Origin of the sequence: Nannocystis punicea, assembly GCF_026965555.1 — a bacterium.
GTDB classification, from domain to species: domain Bacteria; phylum Myxococcota_A; class Polyangia; order Nannocystales; family Nannocystaceae; genus Nannocystis; species Nannocystis punicea.
The window spans coordinates 7421133-7439805 of the sequence record NZ_CP114040.1; the positions used below are offsets into that span (position 1 = coordinate 7421133).

Annotated in this window: 17 protein-coding genes; 11 read left to right on the forward strand and 6 right to left on the reverse strand. The window is 71.4% G+C overall.

The features are described from left to right. Window positions 1–11 precede the first annotated feature (11 nt). Window positions 12–716, reverse strand: coding sequence for a MotA/TolQ/ExbB proton channel family protein (locus O0S08_RS28580; RefSeq protein ID WP_269032500.1), 705 nt, complete (start codon window positions 714–716; stop codon window positions 12–14). Window positions 717–798: 82 nt separating this feature from the next. Between O0S08_RS28580 and O0S08_RS28585 the strand changes: the two genes are divergently transcribed. Genes O0S08_RS28585 through O0S08_RS28600 form a run of 4 tightly spaced genes read left to right on the forward strand, consistent with a single transcriptional unit; the run spans window position 799 to window position 4382 of the window. Continuing rightward, complete coding sequence (locus tag O0S08_RS28585) at window positions 799–1461, forward strand: hypothetical protein (RefSeq protein WP_269032501.1); 663 nt, start codon at window positions 799–801, stop codon at window positions 1459–1461. Between the two features lie 11 nt (window positions 1462–1472). Next, the gene (locus O0S08_RS28590; RefSeq protein ID WP_269032502.1) at window positions 1473–2198 is read left to right on the forward strand and encodes a hypothetical protein; all 726 of its coding nucleotides are present in this window, start codon (window positions 1473–1475) and stop codon (window positions 2196–2198) included. A 10-nt stretch (window positions 2199–2208) separates the two neighbouring features. After that, window positions 2209–3564 (forward strand): hypothetical protein, encoded by a 1356-nt coding sequence (locus tag O0S08_RS28595; protein WP_269032503.1) that lies wholly within the window; start codon window positions 2209–2211, stop codon window positions 3562–3564. Continuing rightward, window positions 3561–4382 (forward strand): DUF7986 domain-containing protein, encoded by an 822-nt coding sequence (locus O0S08_RS28600; protein ID WP_269032504.1) that lies wholly within the window; start codon window positions 3561–3563, stop codon window positions 4380–4382. Before O0S08_RS28595 ends, O0S08_RS28600 begins: the two co-directional genes overlap by 4 nt. A 152-nt stretch (window positions 4383–4534) precedes the next feature. On the opposite strand, the gene O0S08_RS28605 is transcribed toward O0S08_RS28600, so the two are convergent. From O0S08_RS28605 to O0S08_RS28620, 4 genes are all read right to left on the reverse strand, one after another. Continuing rightward, window positions 4535–6331, reverse strand: coding sequence for a DUF2330 domain-containing protein (locus O0S08_RS28605; protein WP_269032505.1), 1797 nt, complete (start codon window positions 6329–6331; stop codon window positions 4535–4537). A 121-nt stretch (window positions 6332–6452) separates the two neighbouring features. After that, on the reverse strand, window positions 6453–7802 hold the full coding sequence (locus tag O0S08_RS28610) for a tetratricopeptide repeat protein (protein WP_269032506.1): 1350 nt from the start codon (window positions 7800–7802) through the stop codon (window positions 6453–6455). 117 nt (window positions 7803–7919) lie between these two features. Further along, the gene (locus O0S08_RS28615) at window positions 7920–8735 is read right to left on the reverse strand and encodes an SDR family NAD(P)-dependent oxidoreductase (protein WP_269032507.1); all 816 of its coding nucleotides are present in this window, start codon (window positions 8733–8735) and stop codon (window positions 7920–7922) included. Further along, complete coding sequence (locus O0S08_RS28620; protein WP_269032508.1) at window positions 8732–9916, reverse strand: M20 metallopeptidase family protein; 1185 nt, start codon at window positions 9914–9916, stop codon at window positions 8732–8734. The genes O0S08_RS28615 and O0S08_RS28620 overlap by 4 nt, the downstream gene beginning before the upstream one ends. Before the next feature lie 472 nt (window positions 9917–10388). On the opposite strand from O0S08_RS28620, the gene O0S08_RS28625 reads away from it, so the two are divergent. The 3 genes from O0S08_RS28625 to O0S08_RS28635 all read left to right on the forward strand — a co-directional run bounded on the left by O0S08_RS28625 (window position 10389) and on the right by O0S08_RS28635 (window position 12296). Continuing rightward, entirely contained in the window at window positions 10389–10997 is a 609-nt protein-coding gene (locus tag O0S08_RS28625) for a PH domain-containing protein (protein WP_269032509.1), read from the forward strand. 80 nt (window positions 10998–11077) lie between these two features. After that, window positions 11078–11458, forward strand: a complete 381-nt coding sequence (locus tag O0S08_RS28630; protein ID WP_269032510.1) for a TerB family tellurite resistance protein — start codon at window positions 11078–11080, stop codon at window positions 11456–11458. A 16-nt stretch (window positions 11459–11474) separates the two neighbouring features. Next, the gene (locus O0S08_RS28635) at window positions 11475–12296 is read left to right on the forward strand and encodes a thioesterase family protein (RefSeq protein ID WP_269032511.1); all 822 of its coding nucleotides are present in this window, start codon (window positions 11475–11477) and stop codon (window positions 12294–12296) included. Between the two features lie 90 nt (window positions 12297–12386). Here O0S08_RS28635 and O0S08_RS28640 read toward each other — a convergent pair whose 3' ends face one another. Beyond that, on the reverse strand, window positions 12387–13133 hold the full coding sequence (locus O0S08_RS28640) for an SDR family NAD(P)-dependent oxidoreductase (protein ID WP_269032512.1): 747 nt from the start codon (window positions 13131–13133) through the stop codon (window positions 12387–12389). 267 nt (window positions 13134–13400) lie between these two features. Between O0S08_RS28640 and O0S08_RS28645 the strand changes: the two genes are divergently transcribed. The 4 genes from O0S08_RS28645 to O0S08_RS28660 all read left to right on the forward strand — a co-directional run bounded on the left by O0S08_RS28645 (window position 13401) and on the right by O0S08_RS28660 (window position 18564). Then, a complete protein-coding gene (locus O0S08_RS28645; RefSeq protein ID WP_269032513.1) occupies window positions 13401–14939 on the forward strand; it encodes a lipase maturation factor family protein in 1539 nt (512 codons plus the stop codon). Window positions 14940–15091: 152 nt separating this feature from the next. Beyond that, window positions 15092–16816, forward strand: a complete 1725-nt coding sequence (locus O0S08_RS28650) for a DUF1588 domain-containing protein (protein WP_269032514.1) — start codon at window positions 15092–15094, stop codon at window positions 16814–16816. A gap of 61 nt (window positions 16817–16877) precedes the next feature. Further along, the gene (locus O0S08_RS28655) at window positions 16878–18107 is read left to right on the forward strand and encodes a DUF1501 domain-containing protein (RefSeq protein ID WP_269032515.1); all 1230 of its coding nucleotides are present in this window, start codon (window positions 16878–16880) and stop codon (window positions 18105–18107) included. After that, window positions 18091–18564 carry a hypothetical protein gene (locus tag O0S08_RS28660; RefSeq protein ID WP_269032516.1) on the forward strand — a complete coding sequence of 158 codons (474 nt, stop codon included), beginning with the start codon at window positions 18091–18093 and terminating at the stop codon, window positions 18562–18564. The genes O0S08_RS28655 and O0S08_RS28660 overlap by 17 nt, the downstream gene beginning before the upstream one ends. The last annotated feature ends 109 nt before the right edge of the window (window positions 18565–18673 follow it).

Below are 18673 nucleotides of genomic sequence, written 5' to 3' on the forward strand. Positions count from 1 at the left end.
CAGGCGACCGACTAGAAGAAGTGGCGCTTGACGATGTTGGTGTAGTCGCTGCCGAAGGTCGTCATCTCGGCGCCGAGCACCTTGATGCGGCGATTGAAGTAATTGTACGCCATGACCGCCGGGATCGCGCTCATCAGCGAGGTCGCGGTCGCCACCAGCGCCTCGGCGATCGGGCCTGCGACGACGGCCAGGTCGGCCGAACCGGACGCGGCGATGGCCGAGAAGGCCTCCATGATGCCCCACACCGTGCCGAGCAGACCGACGAACGGCGCGGCCGAGCCGATGGTGGCCAGCAGCGGCATCAGGTTCTCGAGCTTGGTGGTCTCGCTGACCTTGGCGCGGGCCAGCGCGCGCTCGATGTTCTCGAGGCCGTCCATCTTCTCGTGCATCGAGCCGGTGGACTCGTTCTGGCCCTTCTTGACCTTCGACAGCTCGATGTAGCCGGCGCGGAACATCGCCGCCAGCGGGCTGTACTTGAGCTGCTCGGCCACGCGGTAGATGTCGTCGAGGCGCTTCGACTCCCAGAACCGGTCGAGGAACGTGATCGACTGCGACTGCGCCTGGCTGATGTGGATCAGCTTGTAGAGAATCACGAAGATCGTGGTGAAGATCGAAGTGACCAGCAGGATGGCGACCACGAGCACGAGGCCCTTGGCGCCGAACAGCAGGTGGATGATGTCGATCTCGGCGAGCAAGCTGGGCGCGGGAAGCAACACGCCGGCAGGCTACACGCCCCCGCCCGGCCCCGTCAAACCGCGGGCCGCCCCCGACGGTTACGGTTTTGCTATCCTCCCGGCCGTGCCTCGCCCCGCCCACGCGCTCGCGCCCGCGCCCGCCTCGCACCTGCGGCGGCGCCCGAGCCTGGCGGCAGGAGCGACCCTCGCGCTGGTCACCGCCGCCGCCTGTGTGCGCGACCAAGGCGAGGTCGAGCTCAATTGGACCGTCGTCGACGCCGCGGGCCGCTCGATCTTCCCCGCCGGCGAACTCGACGAAATCGCCGGCTGCAACGCCGACGCCCCCAAGTTCGACGACCTGTGCGGCTTCATCGGCCGCACCACCCCCGACGGCCCGCGCCGGCGCTACCAGTTGCACACGCAGCTGCGCCTGTGCGAACCCGATTGCCCGCAGGCGTGCACGGCCGACGAATCTTGCCAGATCGACGTCCTCACCTACGATTGCAAGGCCGCGCGCGGGTTTTCCATCGTCGCCGCCCGCGAGCAGGAGCCCTACGACTTCGAGGTCGCGCTGGTCGCCCAATTCGAGAACGAATGCGTCTGCGAGCTCGGCCCCGCGTGCGCCCTGACCCCCGGCCCGCGCACCCGCAAGGTCGAACCGGGCCTCTTGACCGACCTCCAGGTCTACCTGTTCGTCCTCACCGGCCTCGACGCCTGCGTGCAGGAGCCGTCCGAACAGGGCCGCACCGTCATGGACCTCGTAGGATGTTGCGCCGGCTGCTCCTAGGGACCTGGCTCTTGGGGCCGGCTTGCGTCCTGCCCGCCGGCGGCGCCACCGGCGTCGAGCTGACGTGGACCGCGCGCGAGACCAACGAGGCCGACGGCCCCGACGCCCGCCGGATGCGCACCTGCCTCGGCGCGGGGCTCTCCGGTGTGACGGTGCGGGTGATCGACGCCGACGAGCCCGAGCGCGACCGCCTGTTCGCGTACGGGTGTGAGGCCGGCAACATGTCGCCGGCTGCGCGGGCCGTCGAGACGCCGGAGATCTTCCTCGACCTCCGCCAGGGCACCTACCACTTGACCGCCAGCGGCCGCGCCGCCGACGACGAGCTCCGCGCCACCGGGGCCGCCCTCGGCGAGGTCGAGAGCCACGCGATCACGCTCGTCGACCTCGAGCTGGGGCGCGCGCCGCAACCACTCGACCTCGCGCTGACCGGCGCCTGCAGCGAGCTCGTCGTCGCCCTGCGCTACGCCGATCCGGCCGCGGCTCTGTTCCTCGACGAGGCCGAGCAGCCGCCCGCCGTCTATCGCCAGGGCCTCCGCAGCGATCGCGGCCTGCGCCTCGGCGGCCAGGCCCAGGCGTGCGCCGGGCTCCAGGGCGCTCACCGCGTCGCCGACGTCGACCCCGGCCGCTATCGCCTCGACCTCGAGATCGACGGCCGCAGCTGCTCGCGCGCCGTGACAATCGAAGACTCACCCGTCCAGATCGCCCTGGACCTTGAAAACCCCGCCTGTGACGGATAGACCGGCCCTGATGCTCCGCGCTCGCCTCGCCCCCCTCGCGCTCGCGTCCGTCGCCGCGGCCGGCTGCGCGGAGGACCCCAGCTTCTGGGTCCGCTGGCGCTTGCAGTCGCCGGTCGAGGCCGAGGTGAGCGAGGCCGTCGAGCTCGTGTCGGTCGACCAGTGCACCGAACTCGGCATCACGCGGGTCCGCATCAGCACCCGCGACGGCAACAACACTCTCGTCGACGAGCGCGAGTTCCCCTGCTTCCCCGCCGGCTTCGAAGATCCGGACGCCCGTGCCCCGGGCCCGGAGGTCGGCGCCGGTGCGTACAGCGTCACGGTCACCGCGCTCGGTCGCCGCGACGTCCAGTTCTGCGCCGACGAGCCCGTCGAGGACGACGGCGACACCGACGGCACCGAGATCGACACCTCCTGCAAGAAGGTGCTCGCCTCCACCGCGCAGGACGTGATGGTCCAGGCGACCGGGGAGGGCAAGCAGCTGCCCGACTTCGTCATCGTCGGCGCGCCGCAGTGCAGCGACGGCATCGACAACGACCGCGACGGCTACACCGACCTCGCCGACCCCTCGTGCGCCGGGGACCGCACCGCGCTCGAGGTCGGCGACAGCGCCGGCGCGCAGATCCTGGTCCGCCCCGAGCTGATGAGCGGCAACCCGAACGCTTACTGCGGCGGCCTGCAGCTCGGCGAGATCGAGCTCGCCATCGACGGCCCGACGGCGAGGAAGATCCGCTTCCCCTGCACCACCACCGCCCAGACCATCAGCGAGCCGCTCGACCCCGGCGATTACACCCTCTCGGTCACCGGCCTCGGCACCAACGGCAAGCCGCTCGCCGTCCCCATGCTCGACGCGGACGTCACCGCCTTCACCCTCGCGCCGGAGGGCTTCCGCAGCGTCGACCTGATCGCCGACTTCACGATCGCCAGCTTCCTCGCGCCGATCGACGCCGGCTTCTCGTTCTCCCTGGCGATCCTCAGCGGCCCCGACGAGCTGCCCCTCACGACCTGTGAGCCGGAGCCGGGCCTCGTCCTCGACCGCGCGCGGATCACCGTCCTCGACGCCGACCTCCAGGTCGTCCCGACCGCCGCGCTGCGCGACGGCCAGAACCCGCCGATCGTGCTCGACGGCGTGGCCACCGTCCCGTGCGCGCAGCTCGGCAAGATCCGCGACATCGAGCCGCTGGTGTGGGACGACGCCGCGCCGGGTCACGAGGCGCTGTTCCTGCGCATCGAGGCGCTCGCGCCCGACTCCGACGTGGCCTGCTACGGCAACGGCGACGACCCGGTGCCGGCGGCCCCGAACGCCAGTCTGGCCGTCGAGCTGCCGCGGATCTCTTTCGACGGCGCCTGCGCCGGAATGCAACCATGACCGACACACCCGAACAACCCGGCACCCCGGCCGCGCCCGCCGCATCGGCGCCTCGCTCGGACTCGCGGCGCAAGCGTCGCGGCACCGGCCCGTTCCTGACCTCCGAGCAGGAGATCGCGCAGGCGCAGGCGGAGGCCGCCGCCCGCAACCCTGCACCCGCGGCTCCGCTGACGAGCGAGCGGCCGCTCACCCCGAAGTTCGGCCGCTACGAGCGCGCCGACTTCGAGCGCGTCGAGACGATGCTCGGCAGCTTCGCCACCCGGCGGTTCGGCCCGTTCGTCACCCAGGTCATGAACGGCTTCTTCGGCGGCGCCACGCCGGCCGAGAAGAACAACGCCGACCTGCGGCGCGCCGCCCAGACCTTCTGCCTGTACGGCTACCGCGACCCCAAGGGCATCCGCCTGATCGATATGTTCGCCAGCGCCGGCCTGCCCCTCGAGGGCCGCCAGCGCGCCGCGCTCGACGCCTGCCTGCAGGCGCGGCTGCTGCTGGTCGCCGTCGACGACGTCCACCCCGGCAAGCAGCGCGTCCGCGGCAAGGACCTCCTGCGCGACGAGCCGGTCACCCTCACCGACAACAACATGTCCCAGGTCCTGCGCCCGGGCGACCGCGTCCTGACCTGGACGATCCCGTGGGGCACCAGCTGGCAGCCGATCGGCGTCGGCCAGCGCCTGGAGGCCCGCCGGGCCGGCGTCCTCGATCGCGGCCTCGAGACCCTGTGCGACAGCCTGCGCGCGGTCCGGCGCGAGCTGCCCGACCGCCACGGCCCCAACCTGTTCTGGCTGGTCCACCGGGTCGCCAACGCGCCGCTCGCCTGAGCCTGCGCTTCCGGGCATGTCCCGACGGACATGTCCGTCGAGACCCGCTGGAAGGGGCATGTCCGCCTGGACATGCCCCTTCGGTCATAGGCCGGCCGGCCCACCCGTCGACGCTCTCGCACAGCGAGGCTCCTGCCGGCTCCCCCAGCGGCTCAGCGCCGCCGCCGGCGCGCCGCCAGCAGCCCTAGCCCCGCGAGCATCAGCGCCGCGCCGCCCCGTCCGCCGCCCGTGCGGCAGCCGCAGCCGCTGGCGTCGTCCTGCCCGCCGCCGGTGGCAGAGTCGGGCCCGCCGTCGCTGCTGCCAGGGCCGTCGGAGTCGGTGTCGCTGGCGCTGGTGGTCGGCGCGTCGGGGAAGCGGGGCCAGCCGTGGGCCAGGTTCCACTCCTCGATCTTCTTGTTGATCGCCGCGGTGTTGTTGACGAGGTGCATCGGCTTGCCCTTGAGGGCGACCTGCTGGACCTCCTCGGCCCACCACATCTCGCCGATGAAGTCCGGCCACGGCCCGCCGTTGGGCACGAAGATCTCGCGCTCGTCGGGCAGCGTCACCACGCTGTTGCCGTCGCACAGGTTGTACTCGGTGGCCGAGCGGAAGCTCGGCACCTCCGGCAGGTCCGGGTTGATATGGAAGATCGGGTCCGCGATCATCTCGTTGGGCGAGATGACCGTGTACATGCGCGTGAGGTACGAGTACGTGTCGAGCAGCTCCTGCGCGTGCTCCCCGGGCGCGATGATCCGGCTGTCGAGCGCCTGCGCGAAGCCGCTGCCGTCGCCCCACGCCATCGCGTCGATCTGCCCCGCGTAGGCCGGGAGGTTCGCGTAGAACTCCTCCGCAGCGAGGCCGTCGGGCACCGGCAGGAAGTCGTTCAGCAGGCTCTCGAGCAGCGGGTGGTTGTAGAAGCAGAAGTCGGCGCCGAAGCAGTTGGCCAGGCCCTGGTCGTTGAGGGTGGTGATCACCTGCTCGGGCGGCAGGCCGACGAACGCCGCCTCGTTCCACGACGTGCTGTAGAAGTTGAACGAGAACGGCTGGACCACGTTCGACGGCCCGGCGTACTCGGTCACGAACGCCAGCCCGTCGGCCTCGAGGTCGTCGACCGCCTTGGTGATGACCTCCTTGTAGTTCGCCGCGAACTGCAGCCAGTCGATCTTCAGCGGGTTGACGAGGACGTGGCGGTAGTTGGTCGGCGCCGCCCGCTGGTCGCCGAGCACGAACACGCGGATGTCCATGTTCTCGATCGAGGCGAAGCGGGTCAGTCGCAGCGGGAAGCAGTTCTCGTTCGACGGGTAGCGCAGGACGATCGGGTGCACGTCGCCGCCGTCGGACCCCGCCGCCAGCTTGAGCGCGACGATCACGTTGCCCTCGTCGAGGTACTGCTGCAGCACCATCTCCGAGCCGTCGATCCACTGATAGTCGTTGTCGAGCAGCCACTGCTTGATCGGCTCGATCGTCTGGTCCTGCAGGACCACGATCTCGAACGCGCCGGCCGTGGTCTTGAACACCACCGGGTCCTCGCCCGGGGCCGGCTCCTCGCCGCTGGTGCTGCCGCCGGCAGTGTCGCCGGCGGTCCCCGTCGCGTTGGTCGTGAGCCCGCCGGAGATGCCGTTCTCGCCGCAGATCTCGAAGGTCTGCTGCAGCTGGTAGGTCGGCACCGACGAATTCAGCAGCGCGTCGAACAGCGGCTGCGAGCCGACCTCGAACTCGGGGATCTGCGCGATCGGGACCAGCCACGCGAACTTCTGCGCGTTGGTGTTGGGGTCGATGCTGATCTGGATGTGGACCTCGACCTCGTTCTGATTGAGGACGAAGAGCACGTTCTCGCCGTCTTGATTGACGGGCATCGAGTTCGGCAGGCCGCCGTCGCAGAACACGCCGCCGCACGCCTCGGCCGTCTGCGGCAGCGCCACGGCCCCCGCCGCGGCGAACGCCGCACCCAACAACATGGAAGTCCGCATCACCGTGCTCCGATCTCGCAAGTCAAAACAGCCTGTCACGGCAGGGTCGCACAGGCGTGCGCATCCCGCCAGCGACGGCGAAATTGCGGCCACAAGGCGGGCCCGGAACGCTGCTCTGCGCTCAGGTGCGGAAGATGTAAGACCGCTGGCCGTGGACCCGGGCGACCCCGCGCGGGCGCGGCTGCATCGCCCCGCGCAGCTCGGCCATCATCTCGAGGGTCGGGCTCGGGTCGCTCGGCGACTGCGGCGGCACAACATCGAGCGTGAAGCGGATGCTCGGCGAGGGCTCGATCGACCGCAGGTATTGCATGCAGAACTCGCGCGCCTCGTTCTCGTCGGTGGCCAGCACCGTCAGCCCCGTGGTGTAGCCGTCGGTGTTCTCGGGCCAGTGCTCCGGCCGCTCGCCCGCCTCGGCGCGCGCCACCACCGTGTACATGCTGACCTGCGGCGAGCGCCCGTGGTCGGCCTCGTTGAGGCAATCGAGGATGTGCGGCGTGATCCACTCGCGCTGGCCGGCCAGCCGCGCCACCTCGCGGGCCTCGCCCTGGCGGCCGTTCTGCCACAGCGCCTCGAAGATCTCCTCCGCGACCAGGCTGCAATAGCCGATCTGCCCCGGGTCCTGTGCGTAGCGCCGCTCGAGCAGCTCGAGCGCGCCGTACAGCAGGCCGAGCGCCTCGTCGAGGTCGCAGTCGGCGGCCGACAATCGCCAGCCGCCGAGCACCGCCAGCGTCAACGCGTTGCCCTTGTCGAGCTGACGCGCCCGCTCGAGCGCGCCCAGGGCCTGCTCGTAGCGGCCCAGGCGGTACAGCGTGATCGCCTTGTTGTACTGCGCCCCCGCGTTCTCGGGGTCGAGGCTCAGCGCGAAGTCGAAGCGATCGATCGCCTCGTCGAGGCGATCGAGGTCGGACAGACAGATGCCGTGCTCGACCAGGATCTCGACGTTGATCGAGTCGTCGCTGAGATAGGCGTCGTAGATCTGTTCGGCCTCTTCGAGCCGACCCTGGCGCCGCAGCAACGCCCCCAGCGCCGCGATCGCCTCGTACATCCCGCCGTGCGGGTCACACTCGTTGGCCCGGCGATAACAGACCTCCGCGTCCATCTCGCGGCCGAGTCGCTCGAGCACCGCGCCGAGGTTGTAGTGCTGCAGGCCGCCGCCCGGGTCGTGATCGATCGCCGCCTCGAACGCCTCGCGGGCCTTCTCGAGGTCGCCGACCAGGTCTTGCACGTTGCCGAGTGCGATCAGGACGTCGGCCTCGCGGGGGAACTCGTTGGCGGCCCTGCGCGCGAGCGTCAGCGCGTGGTCCAGTTCGCCCGTCTCACACAACCCGCGGACCCACATGCAGTACATGCGCACCAGGTCGTCGGGCGGGAGGTCCGGCTCCCAACAGCTTCGCAACAAGCGGACCGCCGAATCCGCGGCACCCTGGTTCAGCAGGGTCGCGATCGCGTCGAGTTGGGGTAGAGAAGACATGGGAAAGCCAGGGCACGCCGGCCCGAAGGGCCGTGGGGTTATGGTTTTTGCACGGGCCTTCGCGCTTGGCAATCCTGGGGATTTCGCCCGCTCGCTTTCTCGCCCGACCTCCGGATTTTACGCGCTCTCGGGTCCGCCGCGAGTGGCACCAGCGGCGGGAGAACGTCGCACATTGCGACGTCTTGCGAGCCAGGCGAGCGTCCGCCGCGGCAACGCGCGGGCGAGCAGCGCCACCAGAGCCGAGGCCGCGCCATCGTGCGATACGGCCCGTCCGGCCAGCGCATCGCGCAGCGCTAGGGCCACCACCTGCTCCGGCATCGTGGCAGCGGAGATCGGCCCACGCACGCCGGCGACCGCGAAGAACTCGGTCGCCACCGGCCCTGGACACACCGCACACACATCGATCCCACGCGGGCGCAATTCCTCGCGCAACGCATAGGCCAGGGAGATCACGAAACTCTTGCTGGCTGCATACGCCGCGAAATAGGGCGAAGGCACATACCCCGCCGCAGATGCCACCAGAATCACCTTCGACCCGCGCGACATCCAGGGCAAAAGCCCGTGTGTCAGCAAGGAAAGTGCGCGAATGTTCAGGTCGAGCATGCTCGCCAGCGACGCGGCGTCCTGGTCGGCGAATGCCCCGAGGTGACCGACACCGGCGCTGGCCACGAACAGGCGCACGGCAGGTCGTTCGTCTCGCACGCGCGCGAGCACGGCCTCGACCCCGGCGGACGTCGCCAGGTCGGCAGTGATCGGCACCCCGAGCTCGCGCGGCAGCTCGCGCGCGATCGCGTGCAGGCGCTGCTCGCGGCGTGCGACCAGCCAGATCTGCGCCAGGTCGGCGAACGCCGGGTGCGCGGCGATCGCCCGTGCGAACGTCTCGCCGAGCCCCGACGACGCCCCCGTCACGACGGCGATCGGTCGTCCAGTCATGCCAGCGCCGCGAGGCGATCGCGGACGATGCCGAGGAACATCGCCACGCCCGTCGGGATGAGGTCGTCGTCGAAGTCGAAGTCGGGGTGGTGGCAGACCGGCGTGTCCTCGTCGCCGCGACGGGCCCCGAGAAAAAAGTACGCCGCCGGCACCGCCTGCGCAAAGTAGGCGAAGTCTTCCCCGCCCGCCAGCGGCAGACCCGCGTTCGAAACCCGTTCACGACCGAGCACGGCGGCGCCGACGCGAGTCACTGCGTCCACGCAGTTCGCGTCGTTCATCGTCACCGGGTAGCCGACCTCGATCTGCAGGTCGATGTCGACCGCGAACGTCGCCGCAGTGCCGCTCACCACCTCGCGCACGCGCTCCATCACCCGCTCGGTGGTGCTCGGCTCGAACGAGCGGATCGTGCCCTTCATGCGCGCGACGTCGGGGATCACGTTGTGCGTCGTGCCCGCCGTGAATTGGGTGATGGACACCACCGCCCCGCCGGCGTAGCCGAGCCCGCGCGACACCACCGTCTGCAGCGCAGTCACCAGGTGAGCCCCGGCCACGATCGGGTCGCGGCACAATTGCGGCTGGCTGCCGTGGCCGCCCTTGCCGCGGATCGTGAGCGTCAGCTCGTGCACCTGCGCCAGCATCGGCCCGACCTGCACGCGCAGCTCGCCTTTCGGGTACGCCGGCCAGTTGTGCAGCCCGTAGATCTCGCGCACCCCGGCCAGCGCACCCTCCTCCACCATCACCTTCGCGCCGCCGCCCCGGACCCCTTCCTCGGCTGGCTGAAAGAGCAGGCGGATGTTGCCGCGCACCGACTCGCGGTGACGCGCGAGGATGTCGGCGACCCCGAGCAGGATCGCCGTGTGGCCGTCGTGCCCGCACTTGTGCGCGCGGCCCTGGTGGACCGAGCGATACGGCAGGTCGGTGCTCTCGTGCATCGGCAGGCAGTCGAGGTCGGCGCGCAGCGCGATCGTCGGCCCGGAGGAGTGCGGGTGTAGATCGGCCACCAGCCCCGTCTCGGCGCAATTGCGCGGCTGGTACCCGCGCTCCATGAGCCACGCGCGGACCAGCGCTTGCGTGCGCACCTCCTCGAAGCCCAGCTCCGGGTGGCGGTGGAGGTCGTGGCGGATCTCTCGCAGGCGATCGGTGAGCGCCTCGATCTCGGCGCGCGGGTCGGTCCAGGACATGCCAGCAAGCTAGACCATCATTCGCGCCGACGCGACCGCTTGCCCGTCACTGCGCCGGCGCGCCTCTGGGGTCGCTGAGCGGCAGCACCCGTCGCGGTCCTCTACGAGGGCGTGCTCACCGCCCATCGCTCCTGCGAGATCGCCCTCGCCGACCCCTTCGACCGCCCGCCCGCCCGCTACCTCGCCCGGGTCGAGGCCGAACTCGATCGCGGCAGCAACCCCGACCTCGTGCGGCGGTTTCCTCGGCCCGGCTCGCCACGCCTTCGCACCGCGCTGGTCGGCCAGGTCGCGCAGCTCATCGACGACACTCTGCGGGGAGCACGGCGTGGTCCACACCGCCACTCCCGTCACCATCGCCGACGGGCACCGATTCGACCGGGCGCTCGACCTCGAACCTGCCCCGAAGACCAGCTGAGCGGGCGCCCGGGGCGGGCGATTGCGCCGGCCCGGGTCGTCGTGCCACCCTTGGTGGATGCAAGAGCCGCAGGCCAACCACTCGCCCCCGGGAGTGCCTCCGCAAGCGCAGCCGCCGCTCGGCTCCTCGCCGACGCAGGCCACCGACGAGCTCTTCTTCGAGGGCATCGCCAAGCACAGCGCCAACATCGGCACCTACCTCTGGTGGGTGGGTGTCTGCATCCTCGGCGGCGGCATCGCCTACGGCCTGTTGCAGATCGAGGCCCTGCAGGGCAAGCCGCTGTGGCTGCTGGCGCTGATCGGCACGCCGATGCTGCTGTGGTCGTACCTGCAGCACATCAGCACCCGCTACAAGATCTCGCGCCGGCGGGTCGAGTTCCAGAAGGGCGTCGTCAGCCGCCGGCTCGACTCGCTCGAGCTGTGGCGCGTGCTCGACGTGCGCTACGAGCAGAGCCTGCTCGACCGGATCTTCGACAACGCCAAGATCACCCTGATCGGCACCGACCAGACCCATCCGAACCTGCTCCTCTACGGCTTGCCGAACCACCGCCAGCTGTTCGAGCGCCTGCGCGAGGCGGTGCAGTTCGCGCGCAGCAACAACCGGCCGATGGAGCTCGCGCCGGGCGCCCACGAGGGCGGCGACGCCTTCGGCCATCATCACCACTGAGCCGGCGGGCGCACCTTCGCCCGCTCGTGGTGCGGTGATCGTCCGGTCACCCGAAGTCCCTTGCGGTATTCTCGGCCCCGATGAAGCCGCAGAACCCGTCCGCTTTGCACATCCTCGCCTTCGTGTATCTCACCTTCAGCCACGTCACCGACGGCGAGCTGAGCCGCGAGGAGATCGACACCATCGCGCGGGTGCTCCACGGCTGGCTCCCCGAGGCCACCAGCGACCAGATCTCCAAGGTCATCGTCGACAGCGCCGCGTGGGTCAACGGCATCACCAGCGACGAGGAGCGGCTCGCGCAGGCCGAGACCTACGCGCACCTGATGAAGGAGCAGATGAGCGAGAAGCAGCGCAGCGCGGTGCTGGTCAACCTCATCGAGCTCGCCCGCGCCGACGGCAAGATCACCGCGAGCGAGGAGCAGTTCATCGGCCACCTCACGCGGCTCCTCGGCCTCGGTTGAGTTAACGTCGCCGCGCATGCGGCCCGACGACGCGCTCTACCTCCCGGACGGCGAAGCGGACCGCGCCGTCCGCTTCATCGCCACCCCCTGGACCCGCGGCCCCTGGGACATGCGGACCCAGCACGGCGGCCCCCCGACCGCGCTCATGGTGCGGGCCATGGAGCGCCGCGCCGCCGAGCTCGGTGACTTCCAGCTCGCCCGCGTCACCGCCGACTTCCTGCGCGCCATCCCGATCGCCGCCTGCGACCTCGTCGTCGAGCCGCTCCGTCCCGGCCGGCGCGCCCTCGGCCTCCAGTGCACCCTCGCCGTCGACGGCCGCCCGTGCGCCCGCGCCAGCGCCCTGTTCATCCGCCGCGCCGACGTCCCGGTCCCGCCCGAGCTCGCGCTCCCCGACGATCCGCTCGACCCGCGCGGCCTCCCCGAGCACACCTTCGACTTCTTCCCCGACCCAGTCGGCTATCACACCGCCATCGAGCTGCGCGTCGGGACATGTCCTCTGGAACCTGGCTCCGGGGACGGGTGGCTGCGCCTGCGCGGCCGCCTGGTCGCCGGCGAGGCGCCGAGCCCGGCCCAGCGGGTCGCCGTCGCCGCCGACGCGATCAACGGCGTCGGCTTCGCCCTCGAGTTCGCCCGCTGGACCTTCGTCAACGCCGACCTCACCGTCTACCTCCACCGCGAGCTCGAGGGCGAGTACGTCCGCCTGCGGACCCGCCACATCTCGCAGCCGGACGGCCGCGGCCTGGTCGACGCCGTGCTCGGCGACCGCCGCGGCCCGATCGGCCGGGCCCTCGAGGCCCAGCTCCTCGAGCCGCGCCAGCCGACCGCGCAGGGCGGCTGACGGTCCGATTTTCAACCTGTCCTCGAAGACATCCTGCCCCAAAGGACAGCCGACAGACGCCCCCTGGAACGCGCCTGTCTCGAAAGCCAGCTAGACCAGCGAGTAGCCGCCGTCGGCCACGACGTCGGCCGCGGTCATGAACGACGACTCGTCGGACGCGAGGAACACCGCCGCGTTGGCGATCTCGTCGGGCGTACCGCTGCGGCCGAGCGGCGAGCCGCTGTGGGTCGAGGCCTTGACGTGGGCGATGGTGGCCTCGTCGAGGCCCATGTTGACCAGGATCGGCGTCTCGGTGAGGCCGGGGCTGAGCGAGTTGACGCGGATCTTCCGCGGCGCGAGCTCGACCGCGAAGGTGCGGGCGAACTGCCGGACCGCCGCCTTGGTCGCCCCGTACACGGACATGTACGGCGTCGCCTTCTGGTGCAGCCCCGACGCGATCAGGACCACCGAGCTGCCGGCCGGCATCAGCGGCAGCGCCTTCTGCACCGTGAAGAACACGCCCTTGATGTTGGTGTCGAGCAGCATGTCGAGCGACGTCTCGTCGACCACGTCGACCGGGCCCATCACGCTGCGACCGGCGTTGGCGACCACCACGTCGACGCGGCCGAACTTCTCCTTCACCTCGGCGTACAGCCGCTCGATGTCGGCGACGCGGGTGACGTCGGCCTCGACCGCCAGGGTGTCCGCGCCCAGCTCCTGCTGCGCCGCGTGCAGCGACGACGCGCTGCGCCCCGCGATCGCCACCTTCGCCCCCTCGCGCACGAACGCCTTGGCGATCGCCAGACCGATCCCGCTGTTGCCACCCGTGATGACCGCGACCTTGTCCTTCAGTCTCATACGTCCCCTCGTTGCCGGCAGCCTACGCCGAAGCGCCAGCCCTTGGCCATCGGTCTGCACGCGCGGAACCGCCCGGACGCGAGCATCGCATGTCTCTTCGGACATGTCGCTGTTCGCCGCTCGCTCGCCGGGCGAACGGCGGTGCGCCGCGGCTCCTGCGCCGCGTCGCCGGCGAGCGAGCGTTCGGGCGCGCCGTGGCTGCTCCGCTGCCGGCACGCGGAGCCCGGTCCGCGCCCGTGCAGGACGCCCGCGCTACCATCCGCGACGATGGAGCCCGATCCGCGCGAGCTGCAGACGCCCGGCCAGCGCGTCCTGTCGCGGCTCTCTCGCCTCGTCTCCGGCGAACACCCCGAGGGCAACTACGTCCTCACCCGCTTCGTCGTCCTCCGCGTCCTCGGCCTCGTCTTCGTCGCCGCGTTCGCCACGGCGGTCACGCAGCTCGTCCCGCTCGTCGGGTCTCACGGCATCACGCCGATGGGGCCGATCGACGACTTCTGGGCCCGTCCGACCCTCTTCTGGTGGAGCGCCTCCGACGCGGCGCTCGGGACAGTCAGCGTCCTCGGCCTCGTCCTCTCGGTCCTGCTCTTGCTCGGCTGCGAGAACGTCCTCCTCCTCCTCGTCCTCTGGGTCCTCTACCTCTCGATCGTCCACGTCGGCGGCCGCTGGTACGCCTTCGGCTGGGAGATCCAGCTGCTCGAGACGGCGCTCCTGTGCGCCTTGCTGGGCCCGCTCGCCCGCCTGCGCCCGCTCGCCGGCGATCGCCCGCCCGCCTACGTCGCGGTCGTCCTGCTGCGCTGGCTCGCCTTCCGCATCATGCTCGGCGCCGGCCTCATCAAGCTGCGCGGCGACCCCTGCTGGACCGAGCTCACCTGTCTCGAGAGCCACTTCGAGACCCAGCCGATCCCCAACCCCGTCAGCTTCTACTTCCATCACCTCCCGCCGGCGGCGCTGCGCGCCGGCGTCGTCTTCAACCACCTCGCCGAGCTCGTCCTCCCGTGGTTCGTGTTCGGCCCGCGCCGCCTGCGTCTGCTCGCCGCGCTCGGCATGATCGCCTTTCAGCTCACCCTGATCGTCAGCGGCAACCTCTCCTTCCTCAACTGGCTCACCCTCGTCCCGCTGCTCGCCTGCCTCGACGACCACTTCCTCGGCCGACTCCTCCCCGCCCGCCTGCGCGCCCGCGCCGGCGACGGCACCGCCCGCCCGACCCGCGCCGCGGTCGTCGCCGCCGCCTCCTACGCCCTCGTCGTCGCCTGGCTCAGCATCGACGTCGTCGCCAACCTCGCCGGGCGAGGCCAGCAGATGAACGCCTCCTTCGATCGCCTGCACCTCGTCAACACCTACGGCGCCTTCGGCAGCATCAGCACCATCCGCCTCGAGCTGCAGATCGAGGGCACCGACGCCGCAGCCCCCGACGACTCGGCCACCTGGCGCCCCTATCACCTCCCGTGCAAGCCCGGCCCCGTCGATCGGCGGCCGTGCTGGCTCTCCCCCTACCACCGCCGCCTCGACTGGCTCATGTGGTTCGCCGCGCTCGACGTCCTCGGCAACGGCACCCTGGCCCGAGAGACATGGCTCTTCAACCTCCTCGATCGACTGCTCGCCGGCGAGCCGACCGTCCTGAGCCTGTTCGCCGACCCGCCGCAGTTCGCGGGCGGCAAGCCCACCTTCGTCCGCGTCGAGGTCTACCGCTACTGGTTCGCCCCGCTCGGCGACCCGGCCTGGTGGCGGCGTGAGCGCCTCGACCAGTTGATCCGGCCCGTCGCCCGCGACGATCCCGACCTCCGCGGCCTGCTCGACGGCGAGTGATCGCCCGTCCCCGCCGGTCCCCCTTCGCCGGTGCGTCCGGGCGCTGTCGCAGGACGCAACGTCGCGTCTCGCCACGCCCTGCCCGTGTGCAAGCGCCGACCCTCGCGCGCGGCCTGGAACGAGGCTTGAATCGCGAGCGACGGAGGATCTTCGTGACCCGGGCACTCGCGCTCTCCCTCCTCTTTCTCGGCGCCTGCGGCAGCGACCTGCCGGCCGGCAGCGACAGCGACGGCCACGAGCCGGACACGACCATCGCCACCACGTCCGGCGACGACCCCACCGCGGGCACCACCGGCGACCCCGGGGACGGCGAACCGATCCTGCTCGGGCCGCGCGACCGCCTCTTGCGGATCTCGATGGCCCTCCGCGGCGTGCGGCCGAGCGACGCCGACTACGCCGCCGTCGAGGCCGACCCGCAGGCCCTCTCGCAGCGCGTCGACGAATACCTCGACTCCCCCGACTTCGGCGCCACGGTCCGCGACCTCCACAACGACGCCCTGCTGGTGCTCGCCGACTTCGCGGCCCCGCCGGCCGGCTTCCTCGCCAAGGACGGCCTCGCCGGCATGGACCTCGTCGCGGCCAACCGCGCCATCATGGAGGCTCCGCTGCGGCTCATCGAGCACGTCGTCGCCGGCGATCGCCCCTACAGCGACATCGTCACCGCCGACTACACCCTCGTCAGCGCCGCCTCTGCGGCCGCCTGGGGCCTCCCCTTCGATCCGGCCGGCGACGCCTGGCAGGTCCAGGATCCGCCCAGCGACCTGCGCAACGCCGGCGTCCTCGCCGACTCGTGGCTGTTTCAGCGCCACGGCTCGACCCGCACCAACGCCAACCGCGGGCGGGCCAACGCGATCGCGCGCGCCTTCCTGTGCGTCGACTTCAACGACCGCGACCTCGAGATCGACCCCAGCGTCAACCTCGCCGACCCCGAGGCGGTCGCCGACGCGGTGCAGGAGAACCCCACCTGCGCCGCCTGTCATCAGACCCTCGACCCGCTGGCCGCCTTCTTCTGGGGCTACAAGCCGCAGTTCGTCCCGCTCCTGGTCGACTACCCGCAGGACCACTACGCCGAGGGCTTCTTCACCACCATCCTCGGCGTCCCGCGCCGCGACCCGCACTACTTCGGCAGCGTCGGCGGCTCGCTGGCCGACCTCGGCGCCCTCCTCAGCGTCGACCCGCGCTTCAGCCTGTGCGCCGCCCGGCGGGCCTACGCCTACTTCCACCAGACCGACCTCGGCGCAGTCCCGCTGGAGCGCGCCGGCCAGCTCCAAGCTGTCCTTCAGGACAGCGACGACTACAAGGCCATGATCAAGGCCCTCGTGCTCGCCGACGACTTCGCCCGCGGCGACGGCGAGCTCGGCCGCAAGCGCGCCCGCCCGCACCAGCTCGCGCGCCTCGTCGAGGACCTCACCGGCTTCCGCTGGCGCAGCGACCTCACCGGCTTCGGCGCCGGCGTCCTCGACCTCATGGACGACAGCCTGATCGGCTACCACGTCCTCGCCGGCGGCCTCGACGCCATCTTCGTCAACACCGCCTCCTACACCTACAGCGCCACCACCAGCCTGGTCCTGCGGGCGCTCGCGCGTCAGGCCGCCAACGACGTCGTCGAGGACGACTTCGCCCTCGCCGACAAGGCCGCGCGTCGCCTCTTCACCCTCGTGTCCGCGGTCGACACCGGCCAGGCCAAGCTGCGCCCGCAGATCGCCCTGCTCCACCGCCGCTTCTTCGGCCGCGACCTCGCCGACGACGCCCCCGAGGTGAGCGAGACCCTCGAGCTGTTCAAGGCCGCGCTCGCCCTGGCCCCCGGCGACGCCGAGCGCGCCTGGAAGATCACCCTCACCGCCCTCCTGCAGGACGTCCGGATCGCCTTCTACTGAGGAACATGTCATGAACGCCATGTCCAAACAACCATGCCTCATGCGACATGTTCCTAGTGACATGTCCCGAAGGTCCTGGCTGAAGCGCGGCCTCTACGCCCTCGCCGCCGCCGGCGCGCTCGCGGGCGGTCGCCGGCTTGCCGCCGCCGAGCCGGGCCCGGCCCGGCGGCTCGTCCTCGTGCTCGTCCAGGGCGGCTGGGACACCACCTACGCCATCGACCCCAAGCCCGGCGTCGGCGGCGTCGACGCCCCGGTCGGCGCGGTCCAGGACTTCCACGGCCTCGACGTCCTCACCGACCCCGCGCGGCCGGCCGTGGGCGCCTTCTTCGACGCCTGGGGCGACCGCTGCGCCCTCGTCCGCGGCGTCTCGGTCGCCAGCGTCGCCCACCCCGACTGCATGCACCGGATCCTCACCGGCGTGCTCGACGACACCGCCCCCGACGTCGCCGCCATCGCCGCCGCCGCCCACGCCCCCGACCTCCCTGCCCCTTACCTGATCCTCGGCCGCACCGCCTACAGCGGCCCCTGGGGCGCGCTGTCCGCGAGGACAGGTTCCGTCAACCAGATCGTCACCCTCCTCGATCCGAAGCTCACCTTCCCGGCCATGGGCGCCCCGCTCCTCCCGCTCGTCCCGACCGACGCCGAGGAGGCCCTGATCCGCGCCCACGTCGAGCTGCGAGCCGAGCGCGAGCTCGCGGCCGCGAAGGGCAGCAAGCGCGTCCAGGACTTCCTCGACGCCTTGCCGCGCGGCGACCTTTTGCGCGACCTCGGCGAGGTCAGCAAGCTCGAGCTGACCCGCACCTTCGACACCCAAATTAAACTCGCGGTCGACGCCCTGAGCCGCGGCCTGTGTCACTCGGTCCAGATCGAGAGCGCCGACTGGGACACCCACACCGGCAACGACGCCCAGGGCCCCAAGCACCAGGCGCTGTTTCAGAGCCTCGCCGGCCTCATGCAGTCGCTCGCCGCCGCGAAGCTGCTCGACGACACCGTCGTCGTCGTCGCCTCCGAGATGGGCCGCACCCCGCGGCTCAACGCCGCCGAGGGCAAGGACCACTGGCCGATCACCAGCACCCTCGTGCTCGGCGCCGGCGTCGCCGGCGGCCGGGTCGTCGGCGCCACCACCGACGCCCTCGACGCCGCCCCCGTCGACTTCACCACCGGCGCAGTCGACCCCAAGGGCCGCCCGATCGCCTACGCCGACCTGGCCGCCGGCATCCTCCAGCTCGTCGGCGTCGACCCCTCCGCGCACATCCCCACCGGAGAGCCCCTGCATGCCCTCTCGGCCTGACCTGCCGGCGCTCGCCCTGCTCACCTGCCTGTCCCTCGCGTCCTGTACCGAAGACCCTGTCCCTTCGGACAGCGACACCGACACCACCGGCGACGACACGAGCACCACCGGCACCACCGGCGCCGACGAGTCGACCGGCGCCGACTACCCGAGCCTCGACGAGCGACCTTGCCCCGAGGACAGCATCCTCACCGCCGAGAACTTCGGCGCCCCGTTCATGCTGACCCACTGCACCGGCTGCCACCACGTCGCCCTGAAGGAGGGCGAGCGCGCCGGCGCCCCCCTCGGCATCGACTTCGAGAGTCTCAAAAAAGTCCGCGCCCAGGCCGACCGGATCTGGGCCCGCGCCGCCGATCAGAACGCCACCATGCCGCCGGTCGGCCCGCCCTCCGCCGACGAGCGCGCCCGCCTCGGCGAGTGGCTCGCCTGCGGCGCCCCCACGGCCGCAGAGCTGTGACGCGCCCGCGGCCCTCCCGACCTTCGCCGGCCTCACGCCCCCGTCGTCCCGAACGTCGCCTCGGCGACCCGCCGGATCGCCTGCCCGGCGCCTCTCGCCCGGCGGTCGG